Below are 20,082 nucleotides of genomic sequence, written 5' to 3'. Positions count from 1 at the left end.
CGCGATGCGATCCGGATGCAAAGCCTGCGCGCGTCTCGGGATGCGCGCGCGCAGGTGTTCGAAGCGTGCCGGGCAACGCGCTCAGATCTTCAGCCGCGAGACCTTCGTGCCTTGCAGCGACACGTCGCCCATCAGGCCCGCGTTGGTCAACACGAAAACCTGCACCGGCGCGGTGGCCGTGGTCGTGTCGACGGCGCCGTTCGCGCCGATTTTCACGAGCGCGACCGATGCATCGACGCCGGCCGACCAGCCGTCCGCGTTGCGGAATTTGTCGAGCGAATCCTGCGTCATGAACAGGAAGATCAGTGCCTTCGACTGCGCGCCCGCCGTCAGGCCCAACGAGCCCGACACGGTGCTGTAGTAGCCGACCGTCGCGCCGCCCACTCGCAATGCGCCTTCGCCATACTGACCGCCGACGATGAAGCCCGCCTGTATCACCGACGGGAACACCAGCACGCCGCGCGCCTTCGAGACCAGTTCGCGCGAGCCCGGCACGGTCGTGAACAGTCTGGACAGCGTGCCGTCGACGCTGGCGTCGATCGACTGTCGTTTCGAGGCGTTGACATGAGCATTGTCCGGAGTGTTGCCCGTCGTCGTGCACCCGGCGAGTGCAAGGCCTCCGAAAGCTAGCGCAGCGGTCGTCTTCAACATGAAGTGTCGTCTTTGCATCGTTTTTCTCCGTGGTGGATCCGGGGCGCAACCGTGTTGATGTCGCCTGGTTGCCTCTGAGTTATAACACAGCCCGGTCTAAAAGGCGCGTTGCGTGGCAACGCGAAAAGCCTTATGGAACAAGGGTTTGAGGCTAATCGCAAGGTGCTTTTCAGTAACTTTGACCGGGCCGCCGGGCGGCGTCGAAGTACGCGTCGAGCGAAGCTCGGAGGAGGCGAAGCAGACGAGCGCCCGAGGCGCGGCGATTTGGGTGACGCTTCGCCGCAGCCCCGCGATGCGCCTGTTTTTACCGATTTTCGGGTGGCGCGGCGGCCCATCGACATGGAAATGAAAGTGTTGTTTCGACGCAGCAGATGGCAGCGGAGTACCAGCCGCGCGGCCGCCGCTCACCCGTGATTCACCGGGCTCTTGACCGCGGGCGGGCGCCGCAGCGCGCGGCGCACCATGCCGATGATCGCGCCGATCGCGAACAGGATCGCCGCCGGCACGATCCAATAGCCGACGAACGCGTGCCACAGATACGCGAACAGCGTCGAGCGGCGCACGCGGTATTCGTTGATCGCCTCCTGCTGACGCGGCGCGTTGGCGGCCAGCACGTCGGCCGGGCAGCCGGCGGCTTTTGCGTCGTCGGGCTTGCCATGGCAATGCGCGGGCGCGCCGGCGGCGCGCTGCGCCTGAGTGAAATTCCAGGTGGTCAGCGCGCGCTCGAGATCGACCGCGTTGTACGACATTTCCTCGCGGATCTCGTTGACCGCGACGATCGCCACGGGCACGGCCCAGAATATGATGACCAGCAACCACCGCCTTAACCAGCGGTTTTTGTGCTTCGATACCATCCTTGCCTCCGATCGATGCTCAGTAGCACCAACGACAAGATGGCGGCCCCGTTTTGATTGGTTCTATATGTGAGGGAGGGCCGTCTCCGCAGCCATCATAGAAGAAAACGGCGCGTTGCGGCGGGTGGACCAGGAAGCCGGGGCGAGCAGAGCGCCGCGTGGGTGGAACGATGCGCCGGCGCCGCGTCGACAGGCAGGGCGCCGGCTGGAGGAACGGCTACGCGTCTCGCTCAGTTGGCCGGCGCCGACGAGGACAGGCAGGTCTTCATGAACGCCTTGCGGTCGTCGCCTTTCTTGTCGCCCGCCTGCTTGTTGCAGGCCTTCATCTTGTCCTGCTGGCTCATCGGCGCGGCGGCTGCCGGCTTCGCGGAAAGGCAGGTTTGCATGAACGCCTTGCGCTCGTCGCCCTTCTTGTCGCCGGCCTGCTTGTTGCAGTCGGCCATCTTGGTCTGCTGGCTGTTCGCCGCGAACGCCGGTGATACGAGTACCGCGCCCAACACCAGCGTAGCGATAGCGGATTGGATTTTCATGGGACACTCCATCGGTGGTGAAAACGTTTCTGATCGTTTATGCGCGCGGGCGACGACGGCATCCATGGGCCCATCGGCGCATCCATTATGGCAAATGCCGTCTGCCAGAACGGCTCGAAATGCGTTCCGGTTGACAGCTGTGCGCGCTCGTTTTCCCTGAGTGGCGCAGAGCAAGCGGTGATGCGGCGTTTGAAACGGTCGAATCAACGAGCGCGCGAATTTTGTTATGCAATGCAGATTGGTTGCGCCGATTATTCCTTGCTTATTGAATAGAAATTACGGATCGCGGTATTTGGATATATTGCCAACAGGCAATCAGGATTTCTACATTGCTGCAATGCAACTGAATAGAAAATTGGCATGAAATTCGGCAGCCTCCGTTGTGCAGAATCGCGCTCCGATGCATGCCGGTACTGGTGTCAACCTTCATCGTTGCGAGGAGACTTGCCATGCATTACCTGTTGATGTACGAGTTGGTACCCGACTATCTGGAGCGACGCGGCGAGTACCGCGACGCGCATCTGAAACTCGCTTGGGCCGCCGCCGAACGGGGCGAACTGCTGCTGGCCGGCGCGCTCACCGAGCCGACAGACGGGGCGGTGCTGCTCTTCACCGGCACCTCGCCGGCAGTCGCGCAAGCCTTTGCCCAGGCCGATCCGTACGTGCTATCCGGACTCGTCACGCGCTGGCGCGTGCGCGAATGGACCACCGTCGTCGGCGAGCACGCATCGAAACCAGTGCGCCCGTAGCGTCGCCCGAAGCGACTTCAACGTCTTTGCTCTCGCCTCTAACTCCGCGCATGCGCAGCGGCCGTATGCGCGCCTCCGATTGCTTGGCTGTCACCGCACGTGCGCATCGCCGTTCTTTCGCCGACGCTCGACACCGCTGACCACATCAATCATCAAATGGCATAGAAATGCGTGCTGGATTGGCAATTGCGTTTTTAAAGCGCATTCTGTTCGGCAATGCTGTATTGTGCTTTGCAATAGACCGATTCGATGCGAGATAAGCAGGCGACTTCTGTTACGGCAATACGAGAATCGACGGAGCGAAACGGAAAAGATTGTTTCTATCCGTAACACTTGTCTCAACTGTACTCATGCAAAGACCGGGATGGTATGCTTCGTGCACAAATTTTCCCGTGCACGAGTGAGACCGCGTTTTGTGCTTCGCAATAGGGAAGAGCCGCACCACGCGTGGGCGGACTGCTCGGGCGAGCCGAACGGATAAAACAAATTTGTGCAACCGAGGGCCGCACACGGGTCGTGAACGCTGAGAATCCGTGGCAGGCCCAACGCCGCGGCCAGGCCAGGCCGCGTGGAGAAAATCCAATGTTTTTCGATGAGCTAAACAACGACGAATGGGCGCTGCTCGCGCCGCTCGTCTCCGACGAGCCGGCCGTCCGTCTGAACCGGCGCGGCCGGCCGCGCGCCGAACCGCGCATCGTGACGAATGCGGTGCTGTGGATCATGACCACGGGTGAGCCGTGGTCGAAGCTGCCGGGCCGCTATCCGTCCGGTCCCACGTGCCGTCGCCGCTTCGAAGAGTGGCAACTGAACGGCACGCTGCTGGAGATGGTCCGCCTGCTGTCGCAGAGCGGCCGCACCTTCGCGTACATTCCCCAACCGGCGCCGCCCGTTACGGCCAGACCCGTGGCGCCGGTTGCGCAAACCCCGAGCCCGGGCGAAGACAATAGTCTGCGCGGCGTGTCGTGGAAGAGTCCCGAGTCGTGGCAGGCGCCCGGCGTCGCGAGTGCGTTGAGCCAATGGCGCACGGCCGATCCGATCGGCGACATCACGCGGCAATTGTCGGGGCTCGGGCCCGCGACAGTGCCGGCGAGGCCCGTGGCGACATTCGCGTCGGCCGCGGCGCCAGTGGCGCATGTCGAACCCGCCGCATTCGACACGGCCGGGATCTTCCCGCCCGACGAGCCGCGCCCGTCGCTGACGATGGCCCTCGCGCCGAGCGGCATGCAGGTCGCCGACTCGCGCGGTTATCTGATCTACGTGGTGGTCGAGGAAGTGCCGAATGCGATGTATCGCGGGTGGGCGGAGATCATCAGGGACGGCAGGCGTGTCGAGCGCTCCGGCCTCGTCGGCCCGCGCTTCGAGGATGCGCAGCACGCGCAGCAATTCGCGCTCGACTGGGCACGTCAGTGGATCGATCGCGAATGCGCAACCGACGCGGCGGCCGCCGCGATGACAGAGGCAAGCGCCGCTGAACCTGCGTCGGCAACCGCATCGAGCAACCCTGTGCAGCGCTCGGCGAGCCGTTCATTGGCGGGCCTGCGTCATGTGCCGGAACCCGCGTCGATCGATGGCAGCGCGAATCACGGCGCGCCTTTGCACGGGCAGCTGAAGCCATCACTGAATGCATTGCGCGTGCCGCTGCGCCGCTATCCGTTGGACACCGCGAGCGCGGGCGTGACGAGCACGCCCGCGGTGACGACCGACAGCGGCACCGTGGAGCACTTTTCGGCGACCTACAAAGAACTCATCTCGTACGTGGGATGAACCCGGCGGACCCCGCGGCCGCCTGGCGCCGCCGCAGGGTCCCGCATCGTTACCGCGGCCGGTCGCGCGTCATTGCCGTCCGTACGTATCGTCGAAGCGCACGATATCGTCTTCACCGAGGTACGAACCGGACTGCACCTCGATCATTTCGAGCGGCATCTTGCCCGGGTTTTCGAGGCGATGCGTGGTGCCGAGCGGAATATAAGCCGACTCGTTTTCAGACACGATAAAGCGCTCGTCGCCGCGCGTGACGAGCGCGGTGCCGCGCACGACGATCCAGTGCTCCGCGCGATGATGATGCATCTGCAATGACAGCCGCGCACCGGGCTTCACGACGATCCGCTTGACCTGGAAGCGCTCGCCGGTGTCGACGGAATCGTAGTTGCCCCACGGGCGATGCACCTTGCGATGATTGGCCGCTTCGAGCCCGCCATCCTCGCGAATCCGGTTGACGATCTTCTTGACCTCCTGCACGCGTGATTTATCGGCAACGAGAATCGCATCGGCGGTCTCGACGACGACGAGATCCTGCGTGCCGACGCAGGCAATCAGTCGTCCTTCGGAATGCGCGAAGGTCGAGTTCGCGCCTTCGAACATCACGCGGCCGCGGCTCACATTGCGATCGGCGTCCTTCTCGGAGATGTCCCAGATCGCGTCCCACGAACCGACGTCGGACCAGCCGGCCATCAGCGGCACGACCACGCCCGACGCGATGCTCTGATCGGCGCCGAGCTTTTCCATCACCGCGTAGTCGATCGAATTCGACGGCGACGCGCCGAACGCATCGCGTTGCAGCCGGAAGAAGTCGCCGTCCGCCGTGCTGCCCGCGAAGGCCGCTTCGGATGCTTCGTAAATGGCCGGTTGAAAATGGCGAATCGCTTTGAGCCACGTCGATGCGCGCACGATGAAAATACCGCTGTTCCACCAGTATTCGCGTGATTCGACGTAGTGCCGCGCGAGTTCCAGATGCGGCTTTTCGACGAAGCTGTCGAGGCGGTGCGCGACGAGGCGCGCCGATGCATCGGTCTGTCCAACATCCTGCGCATCGTCAGAACCGAGCGGCGCGCCGATGCGGATATAGCCATAGCCGGTTTCCGCGCGCGTCGGCACGATGCCCATCGTCACGATCCGGCCGGCGGCCGCATGCTGGACGCCGGCGGCGACCGCCGCGTGAAAGCCTGCGCTGTCGGTGACCGCGTGATCGGCGGGCATCACGACCATGATGCCGTCTTCGTCCTGCGCGGCGACGGACAACGCGGCCACCGTCAACGCGGGCGCGGTGTCACGGCCTACCGGTTCGAGTATCAGCCGGCTCGGCTTGCCGCTCGTGCGCAACTGTTCGGCCGTCGTGAAGCGCTGCTCTTCGTTGGCGACGACCACGAGCTGGCCGGCGAGGGGATAGCCGGCTTCGAGCCCATCGAGACGGCGGGTCGTCGATTGCAGCAGCGACTCGTCGCCGAGCAGGCCGATCAGCTGCTTCGGATGCTGCTCGCGCGACATCGGCCACAGCCGGGTGCCCGAGCCGCCCGCGAGAATCACGGGATGAACCTTGAGCTTGACGCTGGTTCCGGTTGGGGAGGTGGACGAAGGGGCGGCGGTGGGCCGGGTGCAGGCGGGCGTGACAGGGGCCGGAGCTGTCATGGTGAACTCTCCTCGAGGCTGGATGAATGCGTCGAGTTTTATCACGAAGTCGAGAATCAATAAAAGCGCGTTAAATACAAATCGGATAAAGCGCGCCTCGAATTTATTCGAAATACCGGAAAAAATGTGCCACCGATTGATTCAAAAATAAAAATTACCTGAAAAAAATCGACAAGCATTTTTTTCGCTTAATGATGCGCAAGAATGATGACACTCATGGAGCCGGGCGTCCCCCGGCAGAACTGTTGGAAAAAGCGCAAGTTTCGGTGGGCAAGGCCTCGGATGGGCGGGTGGGAAACCGCTGTCGAGCCTGATTGCGGCAAAAATTACCTCTCAAAATGCACAAAAAATGCCGAAATTTTGACCGATACAATTTGAGATTTTTTGCGGCCTTGCCGTGCGAATTTTAATACCGCTTTATTGAGGCATGTACAAGGGTATTCACTCATTCGGCCGCGGTTTTTCCGCGATGGTCTATTCATGCGCATTGAGTCCAATTCAGCCGCGAGGCAAATGGGAAATAAAAAGCGCAACGGTGAAACCTGCATGCAACACCCATTTCAACCAACCGACGGATCGCACTTTGACTGACGAACAGAGGGGCGGCGCATGCTGAGCGTTCTAGCGAGAATCATCGACATAGCCATGGTCGCGCTCGGCGCGATGGCGGCGGCGGCCGTGCACAGCGGCAGGGTGGTATGGCTCGACGATATGCAAAGCGTGTCGCTCGCGTTCGGCTGCCTGCTCGTGGTGGTGTTCTTCCCGGCGCTCGGCATCTATCAGTCGTGGCGCGGCAAGCCGCTCTACGATCTGCTGTCGCGCGTCACGGGCGGCTGGCTGATGGTCGAAGTGACCGGCGTGCTGATCAGCTTCAGCGTGCACCGCGCCGACAGCCTGTCGCGGCTGTGGCTCGTGTACTGGGCGCTCGCGTCGATCGTGCTGCTGGTCGTCACGAAGGTGATCGTCTATTCGATCCTGCGCGGACTGCGCCGCGAGGGCTTCAATCAGCACGCGGTCGCGATCGTCGGCGGCGCGCCTTACGGGCGCTTCCTGATCGAACAGATGAGGGGTCGGCCCGAAGCCGGCTTCACGCCCGTGGTCGTGTTCGACGAGGACGGCACGATCAATCCATATGAAGACCCGGACGCGGCGCACGCGGTCGCTGGCGTGCCGGTCGAGCGCGACTATCAGCGCATGATCGAGCTGGTGCGCCAGCGCTCGATCCGCGAGCTGTGGCTCGCGCTGCCGATCTCGAAGGAGAAGGCGATCCATCGCTTCGTGATGGATCTGCGCAACGATTTCGTGAACATCCGCTTCATCCCCGATGTGGGCAGCCTGACGCTGTTCAATCAGCCGATGGTCGAGCTGCTCGGCGTGCCCGCGATCAACCTGGCCGCCTCACCGATCACCGATCTGCGCGTGCTGCCCAAGCGCGTATTCGACAGCCTGTTCGCGCTCGGCGCGTTGCTCGCGCTGTCGCCGCTGATGCTCGTGATCGCGCTGATGGTGAAGCTCAGCTCGCCGGGACCGGTGTTTTTCCGCCAGCGCCGCAAGGGCATCGACGGCCGCGAGTTCGAGATCTTCAAGTTCCGCTCGATGAAGGTCCACAAGGAAGCGGCCGGCCAGATCACCCAGGCGACGCGACGCGATCCGCGCATCACCGCGGTCGGCGCTTTCCTGCGCCGCACCAGCCTCGACGAGCTGCCGCAGTTCATCAACGTGCTGCGCGGCGAGATGTCGGTCGTAGGTCCCCGTCCGCACGCGCTCGAGCACGACGACATCTACAAGGATCTGGTGAAGGGCTATATGCACCGCTACCGGATCAAGCCCGGCATCACCGGCTGGGCGCAGATCAACGGTTATCGCGGCGAAACCGACCGCATCGAAAAGATGATGGGCCGCGTGAAGCTCGATCTGTACTACATGCAGCACTGGACCTTCTGGCTCGACATCAAGATCGTCGTGCTGACGCTGTGGAAAGGCTTCGCGGGCAGCAACGCCTATTGAACGTGGAGCGCCGGGCCGCGCCGATGCCGCGCATCGCGCGAGCGCATTCCTGAATCAACTTTATTTATCGAGGTGCAATCCATGAACCTGACGATCATCGGTAGCGGCTATGTCGGCCTCGTGACCGGCGCATGTCTGGCCGACATCGGCCACGACGTGTTCTGTCTCGACGTCGATCAACGCAAGATCGACGTGCTCAACAACGGCGGCGTGCCGATCCACGAACCGGGTCTGCAGGAGATCATCGCGCGCAATCGCCGCGCGAAGCGCCTGACGTTTTCCACCGACGTCGAGGCCGCGGTCGCGCACGGTGACATCCAGTTCATCGCGGTCGGCACGCCGGCCGACGAAGACGGTTCCGCCGATCTGCAGTACGTGCTCGCCGCCGCGCGCAACATCGGCCGCCATATGAACGGCTTCAAGGTGATCGTCGACAAATCGACGGTGCCGGTCGGCACCGCGTCGCGCGTACGCGAAGTGGTCGCCGCCGAGCTAACCGCGCGCGGCGTCGAGCAGATGTTCTCGGTCGTGTCGAATCCGGAGTTCCTGAAGGAGGGCGCGGCCGTCGAAGACTTCACGCGGCCCGATCGCATCGTGCTCGGCTGCGACGACGACGTGCCCGGCGAAAAGGCGCGCGAGCTGATGAAGCGCCTGTATGCGCCGTTCAATCGCAATCGCGAACGCACGTTGTATATGGACGTGCGTTCCGCCGAGTTCACCAAGTACGCGGCCAACGCGATGCTCGCGACGCGCATCTCGTACATGAACGAGCTCGCGAATCTGGCCGACCGCGTCGGCGCGGATATCGAGGCGGTGCGCCGCGGCATCGGGTCCGATCCGCGCATTGGCTATGACTTCCTGTACGCGGGCTGCGGCTATGGCGGCTCGTGCTTTCCGAAGGACGTGCAGGCGCTGATCCGCACCGCCGCCGATCACAGCGCAAACCTGCGCATTCTCGAAGCGGTGGAAGCGGTCAACGACGCGCAGAAGCAGATCCTCGCGCAGAAGATCGTCGCGCGTCTCGGCGAGGATCTGTCGGACCGCACGTTCGGCGTGTGGGGTCTCGCGTTCAAGCCGAACACCGACGACATGCGCGCGGCGCCGAGCCGCGAGCTGATCGCCGAACTGCTGCGCCGCGGTGCGCGCGTGAAGGCCTACGACCCGGTCTCGATCGACGAAGCGAAGCGCGTGCTCGCGCTCGATCTGAAGGACGTGCCGCAGCAGCATGCGCGCCTGTCGTTCGTGAACGAGGAGATGGAAGCGGCGAGCGGCGTCGATGCACTCGTGATCCTGACCGAATGGAAAGTCTTCAAGAGCCCTGATTTCGATGCGCTGAAGCGCATGCTGAAGACGCCGCTGATTTTCGATGGCCGCAATCTGTACGAGCCGGATGTGCTGCTCGAACTGGGCATCGAGTATCACGCGATCGGCCGGCGCCACGCGTTGCGCAATGCGCCGGCACGGGTCGGCGCGAACAGCGCGATGCATGCGGCGGACCTCGCCGCCGCGGAAACCTCCGGCCGCTGAGGCCATTGCGACCGCCGCGCGAGGGAAACCGCCATGTTCGCCAACGTTCTGATCGTGTGCCACGCCAACGTGTGCCGCTCGCCCGCCGCCGAGATGCTGTTCAAGGCGCGCCAGGCGCGCGCGCCGCGTCCGAGCGCCGCGCCGATCGCGTTTCATTCGGCGGGCATTCGCGCGGTGAACGGCCACGGCATGGACCCGGTGATGCAGCGCCTGCTCGAAGAGCGCGGCGTCGCCGCCGGCCTCCATCACGCGCGACGTCTCGACCGCTCGCTCGTGCGCGCGGCCGATCTCGTGCTGGTGAGCGAGCGCGCGCAGGTGAGCAAGGTCGAAGCGCTCGATCCGTCCGCGCGCGGCAAGGTCTATCCGCTCGGCAAGTGGGAAGCCGATTCGGACGTCGCCGATCCGCACGGCGGCGCGGAAGACGAATACAGGGAGAGTCTCGTGCTCATCGAACATCTGGTCATGGGATGGCTGAAAAAAATATGCTGAAGCAACCCCGCATCGAAAACTCATTCGCGAGCTTGCGCACGAAGCTCGCCGCCTCACTTCTGCTGACGTCATTTCTGTCGGCCTGCGCGACCGCACCGGGCAACTATCTCGACACGTCGCGCCTCAAGGACAACGATCAGGCGCCGAGCGAAACCTATCCGGTCCATCTGATCGACGCGAACCTGATCATGGCGCAGGCGCAAGCCGCCGCCGAGAAAACCCAGCCGTTGCCGCCGTCGGCGCTGTCCGATCCGTCGCTGTACGTGTACCACCTCGCGCCGCAGGACATTCTCGGCATCACCGTGTGGGATCACCCCGAGCTGACCACGCCGCAGGGCAGCACCTTGTCCTCGGGCGGCAACACCACGCAGACGATCGCGGGCGCGTTGCAGCAGCCGTATACGGCCGCGCTGCCGGGCCAGGCCGATCCGTACGGCCAGACGATCGCCGCCGACGGCACGATCTTTTTCCCGTTCGTCGGCCGCATCCAGGCCGCGGGCAAGACCACCACCCAGCTGCGCGATCAGCTCGCCTCGCGCCTCGTGCCATATATCCGCAATCCGCAGGTCGATGTGCGCGTGCTGTCGTATCGCAGCCAGAAGGTGCAGGTCACCGGCGAAGTGAAGCAGCCGGGACCGCTCGCGGTCAGCGACGTGCCGCTGACGCTGGTCGACGCGATCACGCGCTCGGGCGGCACCAACCCGGACGCCGACATCCAGCGCGTGCGCCTCACGCGCAACCACAAGCTCTACGTGCTCAACGCCGATCGCATGCTCGATCAGGGCGACACCAGCCAGGACGTGATGCTGCAGAACGGCGACGTGGTCAACGTGCCGGACCGCACCGACAGCCGCATCTTCGTGATGGGCGAAGTGAAGACGCCGATCCAGGTGCCGATCATCCGCGGCCGCATGACGATCGCCGATGCGCTCACGCAAGGCGGCGGCATCCTCAATACCGACGCCAATCCGCGCCAGATCTTCGTGATGCGCGGCATGCGCGAGCATCCGACCACGCCCGAGGTGTTCCGCCTCGACATGACCCAGCCGGACTCGATCATGCTGTCTTCGCAGTTCCAGTTGCAGCCGCTCGACGTCGTGTACGTGGGCACCGCCGCGTCGACCACGTTCAACCGCGTGTTGCAGCAGGTGCTGCCGAGCGTGCAGACGCTGTTCTATCTGAAGCAGCTGACGCGCTGAACGTTTGGGCTGTAACGTCCCGCGCCGCTGTTGTCCGGGCGGCGCGGGACGCGCAACGAAAGCAGAAGTACCGCTGACGCGAAAGCCGAAGCCAACGACACGGGATGGAACAGTGAGCAATCAACTCTCTCCACACATGGCTGGTCCGATCAAGACCGAAGAAGAAGACGTCGTCCTCGGACAACTGGTACAGGTGATCCTCGACGACATCTGGTGGCTGCTCGCGATCACCGCGGTCATCGTCACGATGGCGCTCGCGTACTGCTACCTCGCCAAGCCGACTTATTCGGCCGATGCGCACGTGCGCGTCGAGCCGTCCGACAGCATGTCGCAGGCGCTCACGCAAACGCAGACCGGTGCCGCGATCACCAGCGGCTCGACGTCGCTGCCGACCGATGCCGAGATCGAAATCATCAAGAGCCGTGGCGTGGTCGCCCCGGTCGTGCAGCAGCTGAAGCTGAACTTCAGCGTGACACCGAAGACGATCCCGCTGCTCGGCAACATCGCCGCGCGGCTCGCCACGCCGGGCCAGCCCGCACGCGCGTGGCTGGGGCTCACGTCATACGCCTGGGGCGGTGAAGACGTCGATGTCGATTCGATCGACGTGACGCCGTCGCTCGAAGGCGAGAAGCTGCTGCTGCGCGTGATCGACGCGCAGCACTATGAGCTGTTCGCGCCGAACGGCTCGCTGCTGCTGCGCGGCGAGGTCGGCCAGCAGGCGCAGGGCGGCGGCGTCACGATGGTCGTCAACCAGCTGGTCGCGCGCCCCGGGCAGGAGTTCACGATCGTGCGCTCGAACGATCTCGACGCGATCACCGCGTTCCAGTCGGCGATCACGGTGCAGGAGCAGGGCAAGCAGACCGGCGTGATCCAGATCTCGCTGGAGGACAAGAGTCCGCAGCATGCGGCGCTCGTCGCCAATGCGCTCGCGCAGTCGTATCTGCGGCAGCACGTGTCGAACAAGCAGGCCGATGCGAGCAAGATGCTCGACTTCCTGAAGAGCGAGGAGCCGCGCCTGAAGGCCGACCTCGAACGCGCGGAAGCCGCGCTGACCGCCTACCAGCGTCAGTCCGGCTCGATCAACGCGAGCGACGAGGCGAAGGTCTACCTCGAAGGCAGCGTGCAATACGAGCAGCAGATCGCCGCGTTGCGGCTGCAGATGACCCAGCTCGCCGAGCGCTACGGCGACGACCATCCGACGCTCGTCGCCGCGCGTCAGCAGATGGCCGAGCTGCAGGCGCAGCGCACCAAATACGCGGACCGTTTCCGCGATCTGCCGGCCACCGAAGTGAAGGCCGTGCAGCTGCAGCGCGACGCCAAAGTCGCCGAAGACATCTACGTGCTGCTGCTCAATCGCGTGCAGGAGCTGTCGGTGCAAAAGGCGGGCACGGGCGGCAACGTGCATATCGTCGACGCGGCGCTGCGCCCCGGTGCGCCGGTCAAGCCGAAGAAGATGCTGATCATGTCGGCGGCGGTGATTCTCGGGCTGATCGCGGGCACCGGCTTCGTGTTCCTGCGCCGCAATCTGTTCAAGGGCATCGACGACCCCGATCACGTCGAGCGCGCGTTCCATCTGCCGGTGTTCGGCCTCGTGCCGCAAAGCGCCGAGCAGGTGCAGCTCGAAAACAGCTATGCGCGCGGCGGCGAACGGCTGCGTCCGGTGCTCGCGAATGCGCGGCCGAAGGACCTGACGATCGAAAGTCTGCGCAGCCTGCGCACCGCGATGCAGTTCACGCTGATGGACGCGCGCAATCGCATCGTGATGCTGACGGGTCCGATGGCCGGCGTCGGCAAGAGCTTCCTCAGCGTCAACCTCGCGATGCTGCTCGCGCATTCGGGCAAGCGTGTGCTGCTGATCGACGGCGACATGCGGCGCGGCGCGCTCGAATGTCAGATCGGCGGCGTGCAGGAGAACGGCCTGTCCGAGTTGCTGAGCGGGCAGATCTCGCTGGAAGAGGCGATCCGCCCGTCGAACGTCGAGGGCCTGAGCTTCATTTCGTGCGGCCGCCGTCCGCCGAATCCGTCCGAGCTGCTGATGTCGCCGCGTCTGCCGCAGTACCTCGACGGCCTCGGGAAGCGCTACGACGTGATCCTGATCGACACGCCGCCGGTGCTCGCGGTGACCGATGCATCAATCATCGGCGCGTATGCGGGCTCGACGTTCTTCGTGATGCGCTCGGGCATGCACAGCGAGATCGAGCTGGCCGACGCGCTGAAGCGCCTGCGCGCGGCCGGTGTGCACGTGCAGGGCGGCATCTTCAACGGCATGCCGGCGCGCTCGCGGGTCGGCTACGACCGCGGCTACGCGGCGACCCAGGAATACCTGAGCACGTGACGCGCGCACCGCACCCCGGGACCGACTTCTGCACGACAGGAACAGAGGACATCACGATGAAAGTAACGGTACTGGTACCGACTTATCGCCGCCCGGCCGATCTCGCGCGCTGCCTCGCGGCGCTCGAGCGGCAATCGCGCGCGCCCGACGAAGTGATCGTGGTCGCACGCGTCGACGACGACGCGACCCATGCATGCCTGCGCGATCCGTCCACGCGCGGCCGCCTGCCGCTGGTGATCGCGCCGGTGGACCTACCCGGCCAGGTCGCGGCGCTCAATCGCGGGCTCGATGCCGCCAGCGGCGACGTGATCGCGATCACCGACGACGACGCCGCGCCGCGCCGCGACTGGGTCGAGCGCATCGCCGCCGCGTTCGAAGCCGATGCGCGCCTGGGCGCCTTGGGCGGGCGCGACTGGGTGCACGAAAAAGGCCACGTGCTCGACGGCGAGCGGCCGCTGGTCGGCAAGGTGACCGCGCACGGCAAGATCATCGGCAATCATCACCTGGGGGTCGGTGCCGCGCGCGAAGTCGACATCCTGAAGGGCGCCAACATGAGCTACCGGCGCGACGCGGTGCGCACGATCCGCTTCGACGCGCGTCTGCGCGGCGCGGGCGCGCAGGTGCACAACGACATGGCATTCAGCCTCGCGGTAAAGAACGCGGGCTGGAAGCTCGTCTACGACCCGCAGGTCGCCGTCGATCATTTCCCCGCCGAGCGTTTCGACGACGACAAGCGCGACGCGCAGACGATGGCCGCGCTGCGCAACGCCGCGTTCAACTTCCATCTGATCCTGCGCGACCAGTTGCCGCCGCTGCGCCGCGAAGCCGCGTGGTGGTGGTGGACGCTGGTCGGCACACGGCTTTATCCGGGCCTCACGCACGCGGCGCTCGCGCTGCTGTCGAAGCAGGCGCAGTTGCAGCTGTCGCGCTGGCGCGAGGTGCGCGCGGGCGCCCACGAAGCGCGGCGCGCGCTGTCGAAGAGCGGAGTGTCCGCATGAGTACCAAGGTTCATGTTCATCTGTTCTACGGCGCCGATCCGCGCTTTTATCGCAAGGGCGACGATATTGGCTGTCTTTACGGTTATCACCACGCGGAGTCCGAAGCATTCGCGCTGACCTATTCGCAAGACGCGCGCGAAAGCCGGCCCGTACGGCTCGTGCGGCGCGCGCTGAAGGCCGCGCTCGGCTTCGATTTCATCCATACGTGGCGCAATCGCGCCGAGATGCTGCGCTCGGACGTGATCTGGACGCATACCGAGCAGGAATGGCTGTCCGTCGCGCTGATGCTGCTGCTGTGCGGCCGCAAGGCGGGGCCCGGCGCGTCGCCGCTGCTGCTCGCGCAAAGCGTGTGGCTGCTCGACAAGTGGCCGTCGTACGGCATCGTGCGCAGCTGGCTGTATCGCAAGCTGATGACGCGCGCCGATCGGCTGACCACGCTCGCGAGCGAAAACGCCGAGCTATGCCAGGAATACTTCCGCCGCGACGCGACGCCGCTGCTGTACGGCCTGAACACGCGCGACTTCCCGGTCAATGCGCCGACGCAGTGGACGCCGCGCACGCCGCTGCGCATCGCGGCCATCGGCAACGATCGCGACCGTGACTGGGAGACGCTCATCAAGGCATTCGGCAACGATTCGCGCTATTCGGTGAAGCTCGCGACGCGGCGGCGTATTCCCGCGTCGCTGCGCGCGTCGAATGTCGAGATCGCGCTGTTCTCCGGCATCAAGAAGCAGCACGAGCTGTACGACTGGGCCGACGTGATCGTCGTGCCGTTGCGGCCGAACTCGCACGCATCGGGCATCACCGTCATGCTCGAAGCGGCGGCGGTCGGCAAGCCGATGGTCGCGACCGACGTCGGCGCACTGCGCGACTATTTTCCCGCCGACGAAGCCGCCTACGTGCCGCCGTTCATTCCGGAGGCGCTGCGCGCCGCGGTCGACCGGCTCGCCGCCGACCCCGCCGAGGCGCTGCGCCAGGCGCAGGCAGCCGCGGCCGGCCTGCTCGCGCGCGATCTGACCACCGAGCACTACGCGATGCAGCACGTGCGGATCACGCGCGAGATGCTGAGCGCGCGCGGGCAGGCGAGCGCGCACGCGGCCGCGGCCAGGCACGAGCAACGCGCCGCACCTGCGCGCGAATCGCGCGGAGGCCTCTAGGCGATGTCGACGATTCCGCGCGCGAACCCATTGCCGCCGGCCGGCGCGGGCAACGCCGGCGCCGCGCAAACCAATGCGAGCGGGCTGCTGTCCGGCGCAACGCGAGAATGGCTGCCGCCGCTGTTGCTGTGGCTGATCACCGCGGTGCTGATCGTCGCGCATCAGGGCACGGTGCTGACGCTCGCGTTTCCGGCGCTCGCGATCCTCACGGGCCTGTGGCTCTACTTCAAAAGCCCGGCGCGCTATATCGGCTTCATGTGGTGGCTGTGGTTCCTGAGCCCCGAAGTGCGGCGTCTCGCGGACTGGTCGAAAGGCGCGTTCACGCCGACCAGCCTGATCCAGGTCGCGCCGCTCGCCGTGACGATGATCAGCGGCCTGTCGCTGCTGCGCTACTACCGGCTGCTCGCGCAGCGCCGTGGTCTGCCGGTGCTGCTGATCCTGCTCGGCCTCGTCTACGCGTTCCTGATCGGCGTGATGTCGAGCGGGCCGCTTGCGGCCACCTACGACCTCGCGAACTGGCTCTATCCGATCCTGATCGGCTTTCACATCATGGCGCACACGCGCCAGTATCCGCAGTACCGCGACACGATCGTGGGCACGTTCATCTGGGGCATGCTGGTGATGGGCGGCTACGGCCTGATCCAGTTCTTCATCATGCCGCCATGGGACGCGCTGTGGATGCTCGGCTCGCAGATGAACTCGCAGGGCGACCCGGTGCCGATGGGTGTGCGCGTGTTCAGCACGATGAATTCGTCGGGCCCGTTCGCGTTCGCGATGATGGGCGCGATGGTCTTCGTGATGGCCGCGCAGCACCGCGTGCGCTGGATCGCCGCCGGGCTCGGCTTCTTCTCGTTCGCGTTGAGCCTCGTGCGCTCGACGTGGGGCGGCTGGGTCATCGCGCTCCTGATCCAGCTGGTGAAGTCGAACAACAAGGTGCGCGTGCGCATCGTCGCGAGCGCGGTGCTGCTCGCCGGCTTCTGCGTCCCATTGCTGGCGGTCGGTCCGGTGGCCGAACGGATGCAGGCGCGTCTGAACACGATCGTCAATCTGCACGACGACCAGAGCTACGCGGCCCGCAACGAGTTCTACGCGACCTTCGCGAAGACCGCGTTTACCGACGTGTCGGGCGAGGGCATGGGCGCGACCGGCACCTCGACGAAGCTCTCCAACGACGGCGGCCAGCTCGGCCAGTACGGCAACTTCGACAGCGGCGTGATGAACGTTCCGTTCGTGCTCGGCTGGCCCGGCACCTTGCTGTACATGTCCGGCATCGTGTGGCTGCTGACGCGCGCGGTGCTCGCGTCGTTCAGGCTGCGCGACGACAAGTTCGTCTCCGCGTGCCTGAGCCTGTGTCTTGCGACCTTCGCGATGCTGGTGTTCACGAACTCGCTGGTCGGCACCGGCGGCCTGCTGCTTTTCATGGGCGCTTTTTCGATTCTTTCCGCGGTTCACTACGAAAAGATGAACCGCGCACGCACGCTATTTCTCCACGGAGGCACGGATTGAGAGTCGCCATAGTCACGCACGTAGTGCGTCATAACGACGGCCAGGGGCGCGTCAATCACGAGATCGCGCGCGCGGCGCTCGACGAGAACATCCGCGTGACGCTGATCGCGTCGCACGTGGCGCCCGAACTGCTCGCGCATCCGAACGTGCGCTGGGCGCCGGTGAAGATCGGCCGCTGGTGGCCGACCAATCTGCTGCGCCAGCAGGTGTTCGCTCTCAAGAGCGCGCTATGGCTGCGCGCGCATCGGCGCGACTACGACGTGCTGCACGTGAACGGCTTCATCACGTGGATGCGCGCCGACGTCAATACCTCGCATTTCGTGCATAGCGGCTGGTTCGCGAGCAAGTACTACCCGTTCGGTTTGACGAAGGGCGTGTGGTCCGCGTACCAGTCGGTCTATACGCGCTGCAATGCGCTGCTCGAACGCTGGGCGTACCGGCGCTCGAAGGTGATCACCGCGGTGTCGCAGAAGGTCGCCGACGAAATCCGCGCGATCGGCCTCACGCCGCGCAACCGCGTGGACGTGATCTACAACGGCGTCGACACGCAAGGCTTCGCGGCGGCGAGCGGCGATCGCGCGAAGTTTCGGTTACCGGACGATGCGTTCCTGCTGCTGTTCGTCGGCGATCTGCGCACCCCGCGCAAGAATCTCGGCACCGTGCTCGCCGCATTGAAGGATCTGCCCGAGCACGTGCAGATCGCGGTGGCCGGCTTTCTGCCGGGCAGCCCGTATCCGGAACAGGCGAAGGCGCTCGGCATCGCGCATCGGGTGCATTTTCTCGGGCTGGTGAAGGAGATGCCAGTGCTGATGCATTCGGTCGAGGCGTTCGTGTTTCCATCGCGCTACGAGGCGATGAGTCTGTCGCTGCTCGAAGCGATGGCGGCGGGCCTGCCCGTCGTGACCGCGCGCACCGCGGGCGGCGCCGAGATCATCACGCCGGAGTGCGGCATCGTGCTCGACGATCCCGACGACCCGCAGGCGCTCGCTCGCGCAGTCGCGCAACTCGCCGGCGACGACACCGCGCGCCGCGCGATGGGGCAAGCCGCGAGCGAGCTCGCAACCGGCTTCGGCTGGGCGCGCATGGCCGCGCAATACATCGCGCTGTACCGGCAACTGGCCGGGCAGCAGGAAAACCGCCGGCGCAGCCGGACGGAGGCGACGGTCGTCGCGCAGAACGATGCGCTGACACTGAATCATCTCGCCGGACAGAAGAGCGTGGAATGAACGCGCGAGCCGCGCCATCCACGCAACGGCATAGCAACTCACCGCAAGCAACACACAGGGGCACACCATCATGACGACTGGCTCAATCAAATCACTGCAGATCGGGATGCACTGGTTTCCCGAACGCGCGGGCGGCCTCGACCGCATGTACTACTCGCTGGTCAGCGCGCTGCCGGGCGCGGGCGTCGCGGTGCGCGGAGTCGTCGCCGGCTCGCCGAAAGTCGCGGCCGATACCGGTGGCGCGATCAACGGTTTCGGCTCCGCCGCGCAATCGCTGCCGTTGCGGCTGATGGCGGCACGCCGCGCGCTGCGCCACGAGATCCGCAGGTCGCGGCCCGACGTGATTTCATCGCACTTCGCGCTCTATACGTTTCCGGGCCTCGACGTGACCCGCGGCATTCCGCAGGTGTCGCATTTCCAGGGGCCGTGGGCCGACGAGAGCCACGTCGAAGGCGCCGATTCGCTCGGCCAGCGCGCGAAGCGTTATCTGGAGCAGTCGGTGTACGCGCGTTCGTCGCGGCTGATCGTACTGTCGGACGCGTTCGGCAAGATCCTGACGACGCGTTACGGCATCTCGCCGGACCGCGTGTGCGTGGTGCCGGGCTGCGTCGACGTCGAGCAGTTCAATCTGCCGATCACGCAGGCCGAAGCGCGTCTGCGTCTGCAATTGCCGCAGGATCGGCCGATCGTGCTGGCGGTGCGACGGCTGGTGCGGCGCATGGGTCTCGAAGATCTGATCGATGCGGTGAAGCTGGTGAAACGCAGCGCGCCCGACGTGCTGCTGCTGATCGCCGGCAAGGGGCGGCTCGAAAGCGAGCTTCAGGCGCGCATCGACGACGCGGGGCTCGAACACAACGTGAAGCTGCTCGGCTTCGTGCCCGATCAGCATCTGGCGGCGCTATATCGTGCGGCCAATCTCAGCGTCGTGCCGACGGTCGCGCTGGAAGGCTTCGGGCTCATCACAGTCGAATCGCTTGCGTCGGGCACGCCGGTGCTGGTGACGCCGGTCGGCGGATTGCCGGAGGCGGTGGCGGGCTTGTCGCCGGATCTGGTGTTGCCGGAGACCGGCGCAGCGGCGATCGCCGCGGGTCTCGCCGGCGCGTTCAACGGCACGCTAAAGCTGCCCGATGAAGATGCATGCCGCCGCTATGCGCGCGAGCGCTTCGATAACGCAGTGATCGCGAAGCGGGTCGCGGCGGTGTATGCCGAAGCGATCGCGGCGGACGCACTGCATTGAAGCGCTGTGGGCTAGCGAAAAAAACAGGCTAAAAATAACGGCATTTTTCTGTCGAACTTGAGCCCGGATCAGCCCTGATTCACGAATTTTTCGACCTTATTTTTCAAATCCCTAAAACGTGTGGTTCGGCGTCGACTTCGTCACGTTGACGTCACACATCCGCGACGATAATCCCCGCGCCCGAAAGTACAAAAACACACGGGCGTCCCGCT

Annotated in this window: 16 protein-coding genes; 12 read left to right on the top strand and 4 right to left on the bottom strand. The window is 65.1% G+C overall.

Annotated elements, in window-relative coordinates; genetic code table 11:
• Positions 1 to 81: 81 nt before the first annotated feature.
• The 3 genes from AB3X96_RS05575 to AB3X96_RS05565 all read right to left on the bottom strand — a co-directional run bounded on the left by AB3X96_RS05575 (position 82) and on the right by AB3X96_RS05565 (position 2,035).
• Complete coding sequence (locus AB3X96_RS05575; RefSeq protein ID WP_176377804.1) at positions 82 to 669, bottom strand: YSC84-related protein; 588 nt, start codon at positions 667 to 669, stop codon at positions 82 to 84.
• A gap of 386 nt (positions 670 to 1,055) precedes the next feature.
• Positions 1,056 to 1,505, bottom strand: a complete 450-nt coding sequence (locus AB3X96_RS05570; RefSeq protein WP_368588923.1) for a hypothetical protein — start codon at positions 1,503 to 1,505, stop codon at positions 1,056 to 1,058.
• Positions 1,506 to 1,735: 230 nt separating this feature from the next.
• On the bottom strand, positions 1,736 to 2,035 hold the full coding sequence (locus AB3X96_RS05565) for a PsiF family protein (RefSeq protein WP_018431983.1): 300 nt from the start codon (positions 2,033 to 2,035) through the stop codon (positions 1,736 to 1,738).
• A gap of 449 nt (positions 2,036 to 2,484) precedes the next feature.
• Here AB3X96_RS05565 and AB3X96_RS05560 point away from each other — a divergent pair, with 449 nt between their 5' ends.
• Entirely contained in the window at positions 2,485 to 2,784 is a 300-nt protein-coding gene (locus tag AB3X96_RS05560) for a YciI-like protein (protein WP_368588922.1), read from the top strand.
• A 582-nt stretch (positions 2,785 to 3,366) separates the two neighbouring features.
• On the top strand, positions 3,367 to 4,548 hold the full coding sequence (locus tag AB3X96_RS05555; RefSeq protein WP_368588921.1) for a transposase: 1,182 nt from the start codon (positions 3,367 to 3,369) through the stop codon (positions 4,546 to 4,548).
• Between the two features lie 69 nt (positions 4,549 to 4,617).
• Here the strand turns inward: AB3X96_RS05555 and AB3X96_RS05550 are convergent, their stop codons facing one another.
• Positions 4,618 to 6,189: a mannose-1-phosphate guanylyltransferase/mannose-6-phosphate isomerase gene (locus tag AB3X96_RS05550; protein ID WP_368588920.1), complete on the bottom strand. Its 1,572-nt coding sequence runs from the start codon at positions 6,187 to 6,189 to the stop codon at positions 4,618 to 4,620.
• A 609-nt stretch (positions 6,190 to 6,798) separates the two neighbouring features.
• Between AB3X96_RS05550 and AB3X96_RS05545 the strand changes: the two genes are divergently transcribed.
• From AB3X96_RS05545 to AB3X96_RS05500, 10 genes are all read left to right on the top strand, one after another.
• Positions 6,799 to 8,196: an undecaprenyl-phosphate glucose phosphotransferase gene (locus tag AB3X96_RS05545; protein WP_368588919.1), complete on the top strand. Its 1,398-nt coding sequence runs from the start codon at positions 6,799 to 6,801 to the stop codon at positions 8,194 to 8,196.
• 81 nt (positions 8,197 to 8,277) lie between these two features.
• Positions 8,278 to 9,723: a UDP-glucose/GDP-mannose dehydrogenase family protein gene (locus AB3X96_RS05540; RefSeq protein WP_368588918.1), complete on the top strand. Its 1,446-nt coding sequence runs from the start codon at positions 8,278 to 8,280 to the stop codon at positions 9,721 to 9,723.
• A gap of 33 nt (positions 9,724 to 9,756) precedes the next feature.
• Positions 9,757 to 10,212, top strand: coding sequence for a low molecular weight phosphotyrosine protein phosphatase (locus AB3X96_RS05535; RefSeq protein WP_368588917.1), 456 nt, complete (start codon positions 9,757 to 9,759; stop codon positions 10,210 to 10,212).
• Complete coding sequence (locus AB3X96_RS05530; RefSeq protein WP_368588916.1) at positions 10,206 to 11,411, top strand: polysaccharide biosynthesis/export family protein; 1,206 nt, start codon at positions 10,206 to 10,208, stop codon at positions 11,409 to 11,411. The genes AB3X96_RS05535 and AB3X96_RS05530 overlap by 7 nt, the downstream gene beginning before the upstream one ends.
• Before the next feature lie 136 nt (positions 11,412 to 11,547).
• On the top strand, positions 11,548 to 13,746 hold the full coding sequence (locus AB3X96_RS05525) for a polysaccharide biosynthesis tyrosine autokinase (RefSeq protein WP_368589071.1): 2,199 nt from the start codon (positions 11,548 to 11,550) through the stop codon (positions 13,744 to 13,746).
• A gap of 56 nt (positions 13,747 to 13,802) precedes the next feature.
• Positions 13,803 to 14,744 carry a glycosyltransferase family 2 protein gene (locus AB3X96_RS05520; protein WP_368588915.1) on the top strand — a complete coding sequence of 314 codons (942 nt, stop codon included), beginning with the start codon at positions 13,803 to 13,805 and terminating at the stop codon, positions 14,742 to 14,744.
• The gene (locus AB3X96_RS05515) at positions 14,741 to 15,901 is read left to right on the top strand and encodes a glycosyltransferase family 4 protein (protein WP_368588914.1); all 1,161 of its coding nucleotides are present in this window, start codon (positions 14,741 to 14,743) and stop codon (positions 15,899 to 15,901) included. Before AB3X96_RS05520 ends, AB3X96_RS05515 begins: the two co-directional genes overlap by 4 nt.
• A gap of 3 nt (positions 15,902 to 15,904) precedes the next feature.
• Positions 15,905 to 17,407, top strand: a complete 1,503-nt coding sequence (locus tag AB3X96_RS05510) for a glucose-6-phosphate isomerase (RefSeq protein WP_368588913.1) — start codon at positions 15,905 to 15,907, stop codon at positions 17,405 to 17,407.
• Positions 17,404 to 18,633, top strand: a complete 1,230-nt coding sequence (locus tag AB3X96_RS05505; protein ID WP_368588912.1) for a glycosyltransferase family 4 protein — start codon at positions 17,404 to 17,406, stop codon at positions 18,631 to 18,633. Before AB3X96_RS05510 ends, AB3X96_RS05505 begins: the two co-directional genes overlap by 4 nt.
• A 70-nt stretch (positions 18,634 to 18,703) precedes the next feature.
• Positions 18,704 to 19,870: a glycosyltransferase family 4 protein gene (locus AB3X96_RS05500; protein ID WP_368588911.1), complete on the top strand. Its 1,167-nt coding sequence runs from the start codon at positions 18,704 to 18,706 to the stop codon at positions 19,868 to 19,870.
• Positions 19,871 to 20,082 lie beyond the last annotated feature (212 nt).

The sequence above is a fragment of the Paraburkholderia sp. BR13439 genome, from assembly GCF_040948805.1.
Taxonomy (GTDB): domain Bacteria; phylum Pseudomonadota; class Gammaproteobacteria; order Burkholderiales; family Burkholderiaceae; genus Paraburkholderia; species Paraburkholderia youngii.
The sequence above is the reverse complement of the archived record's forward strand: the minus strand, read 5'-3'. Positions and strand labels throughout refer to the sequence as shown.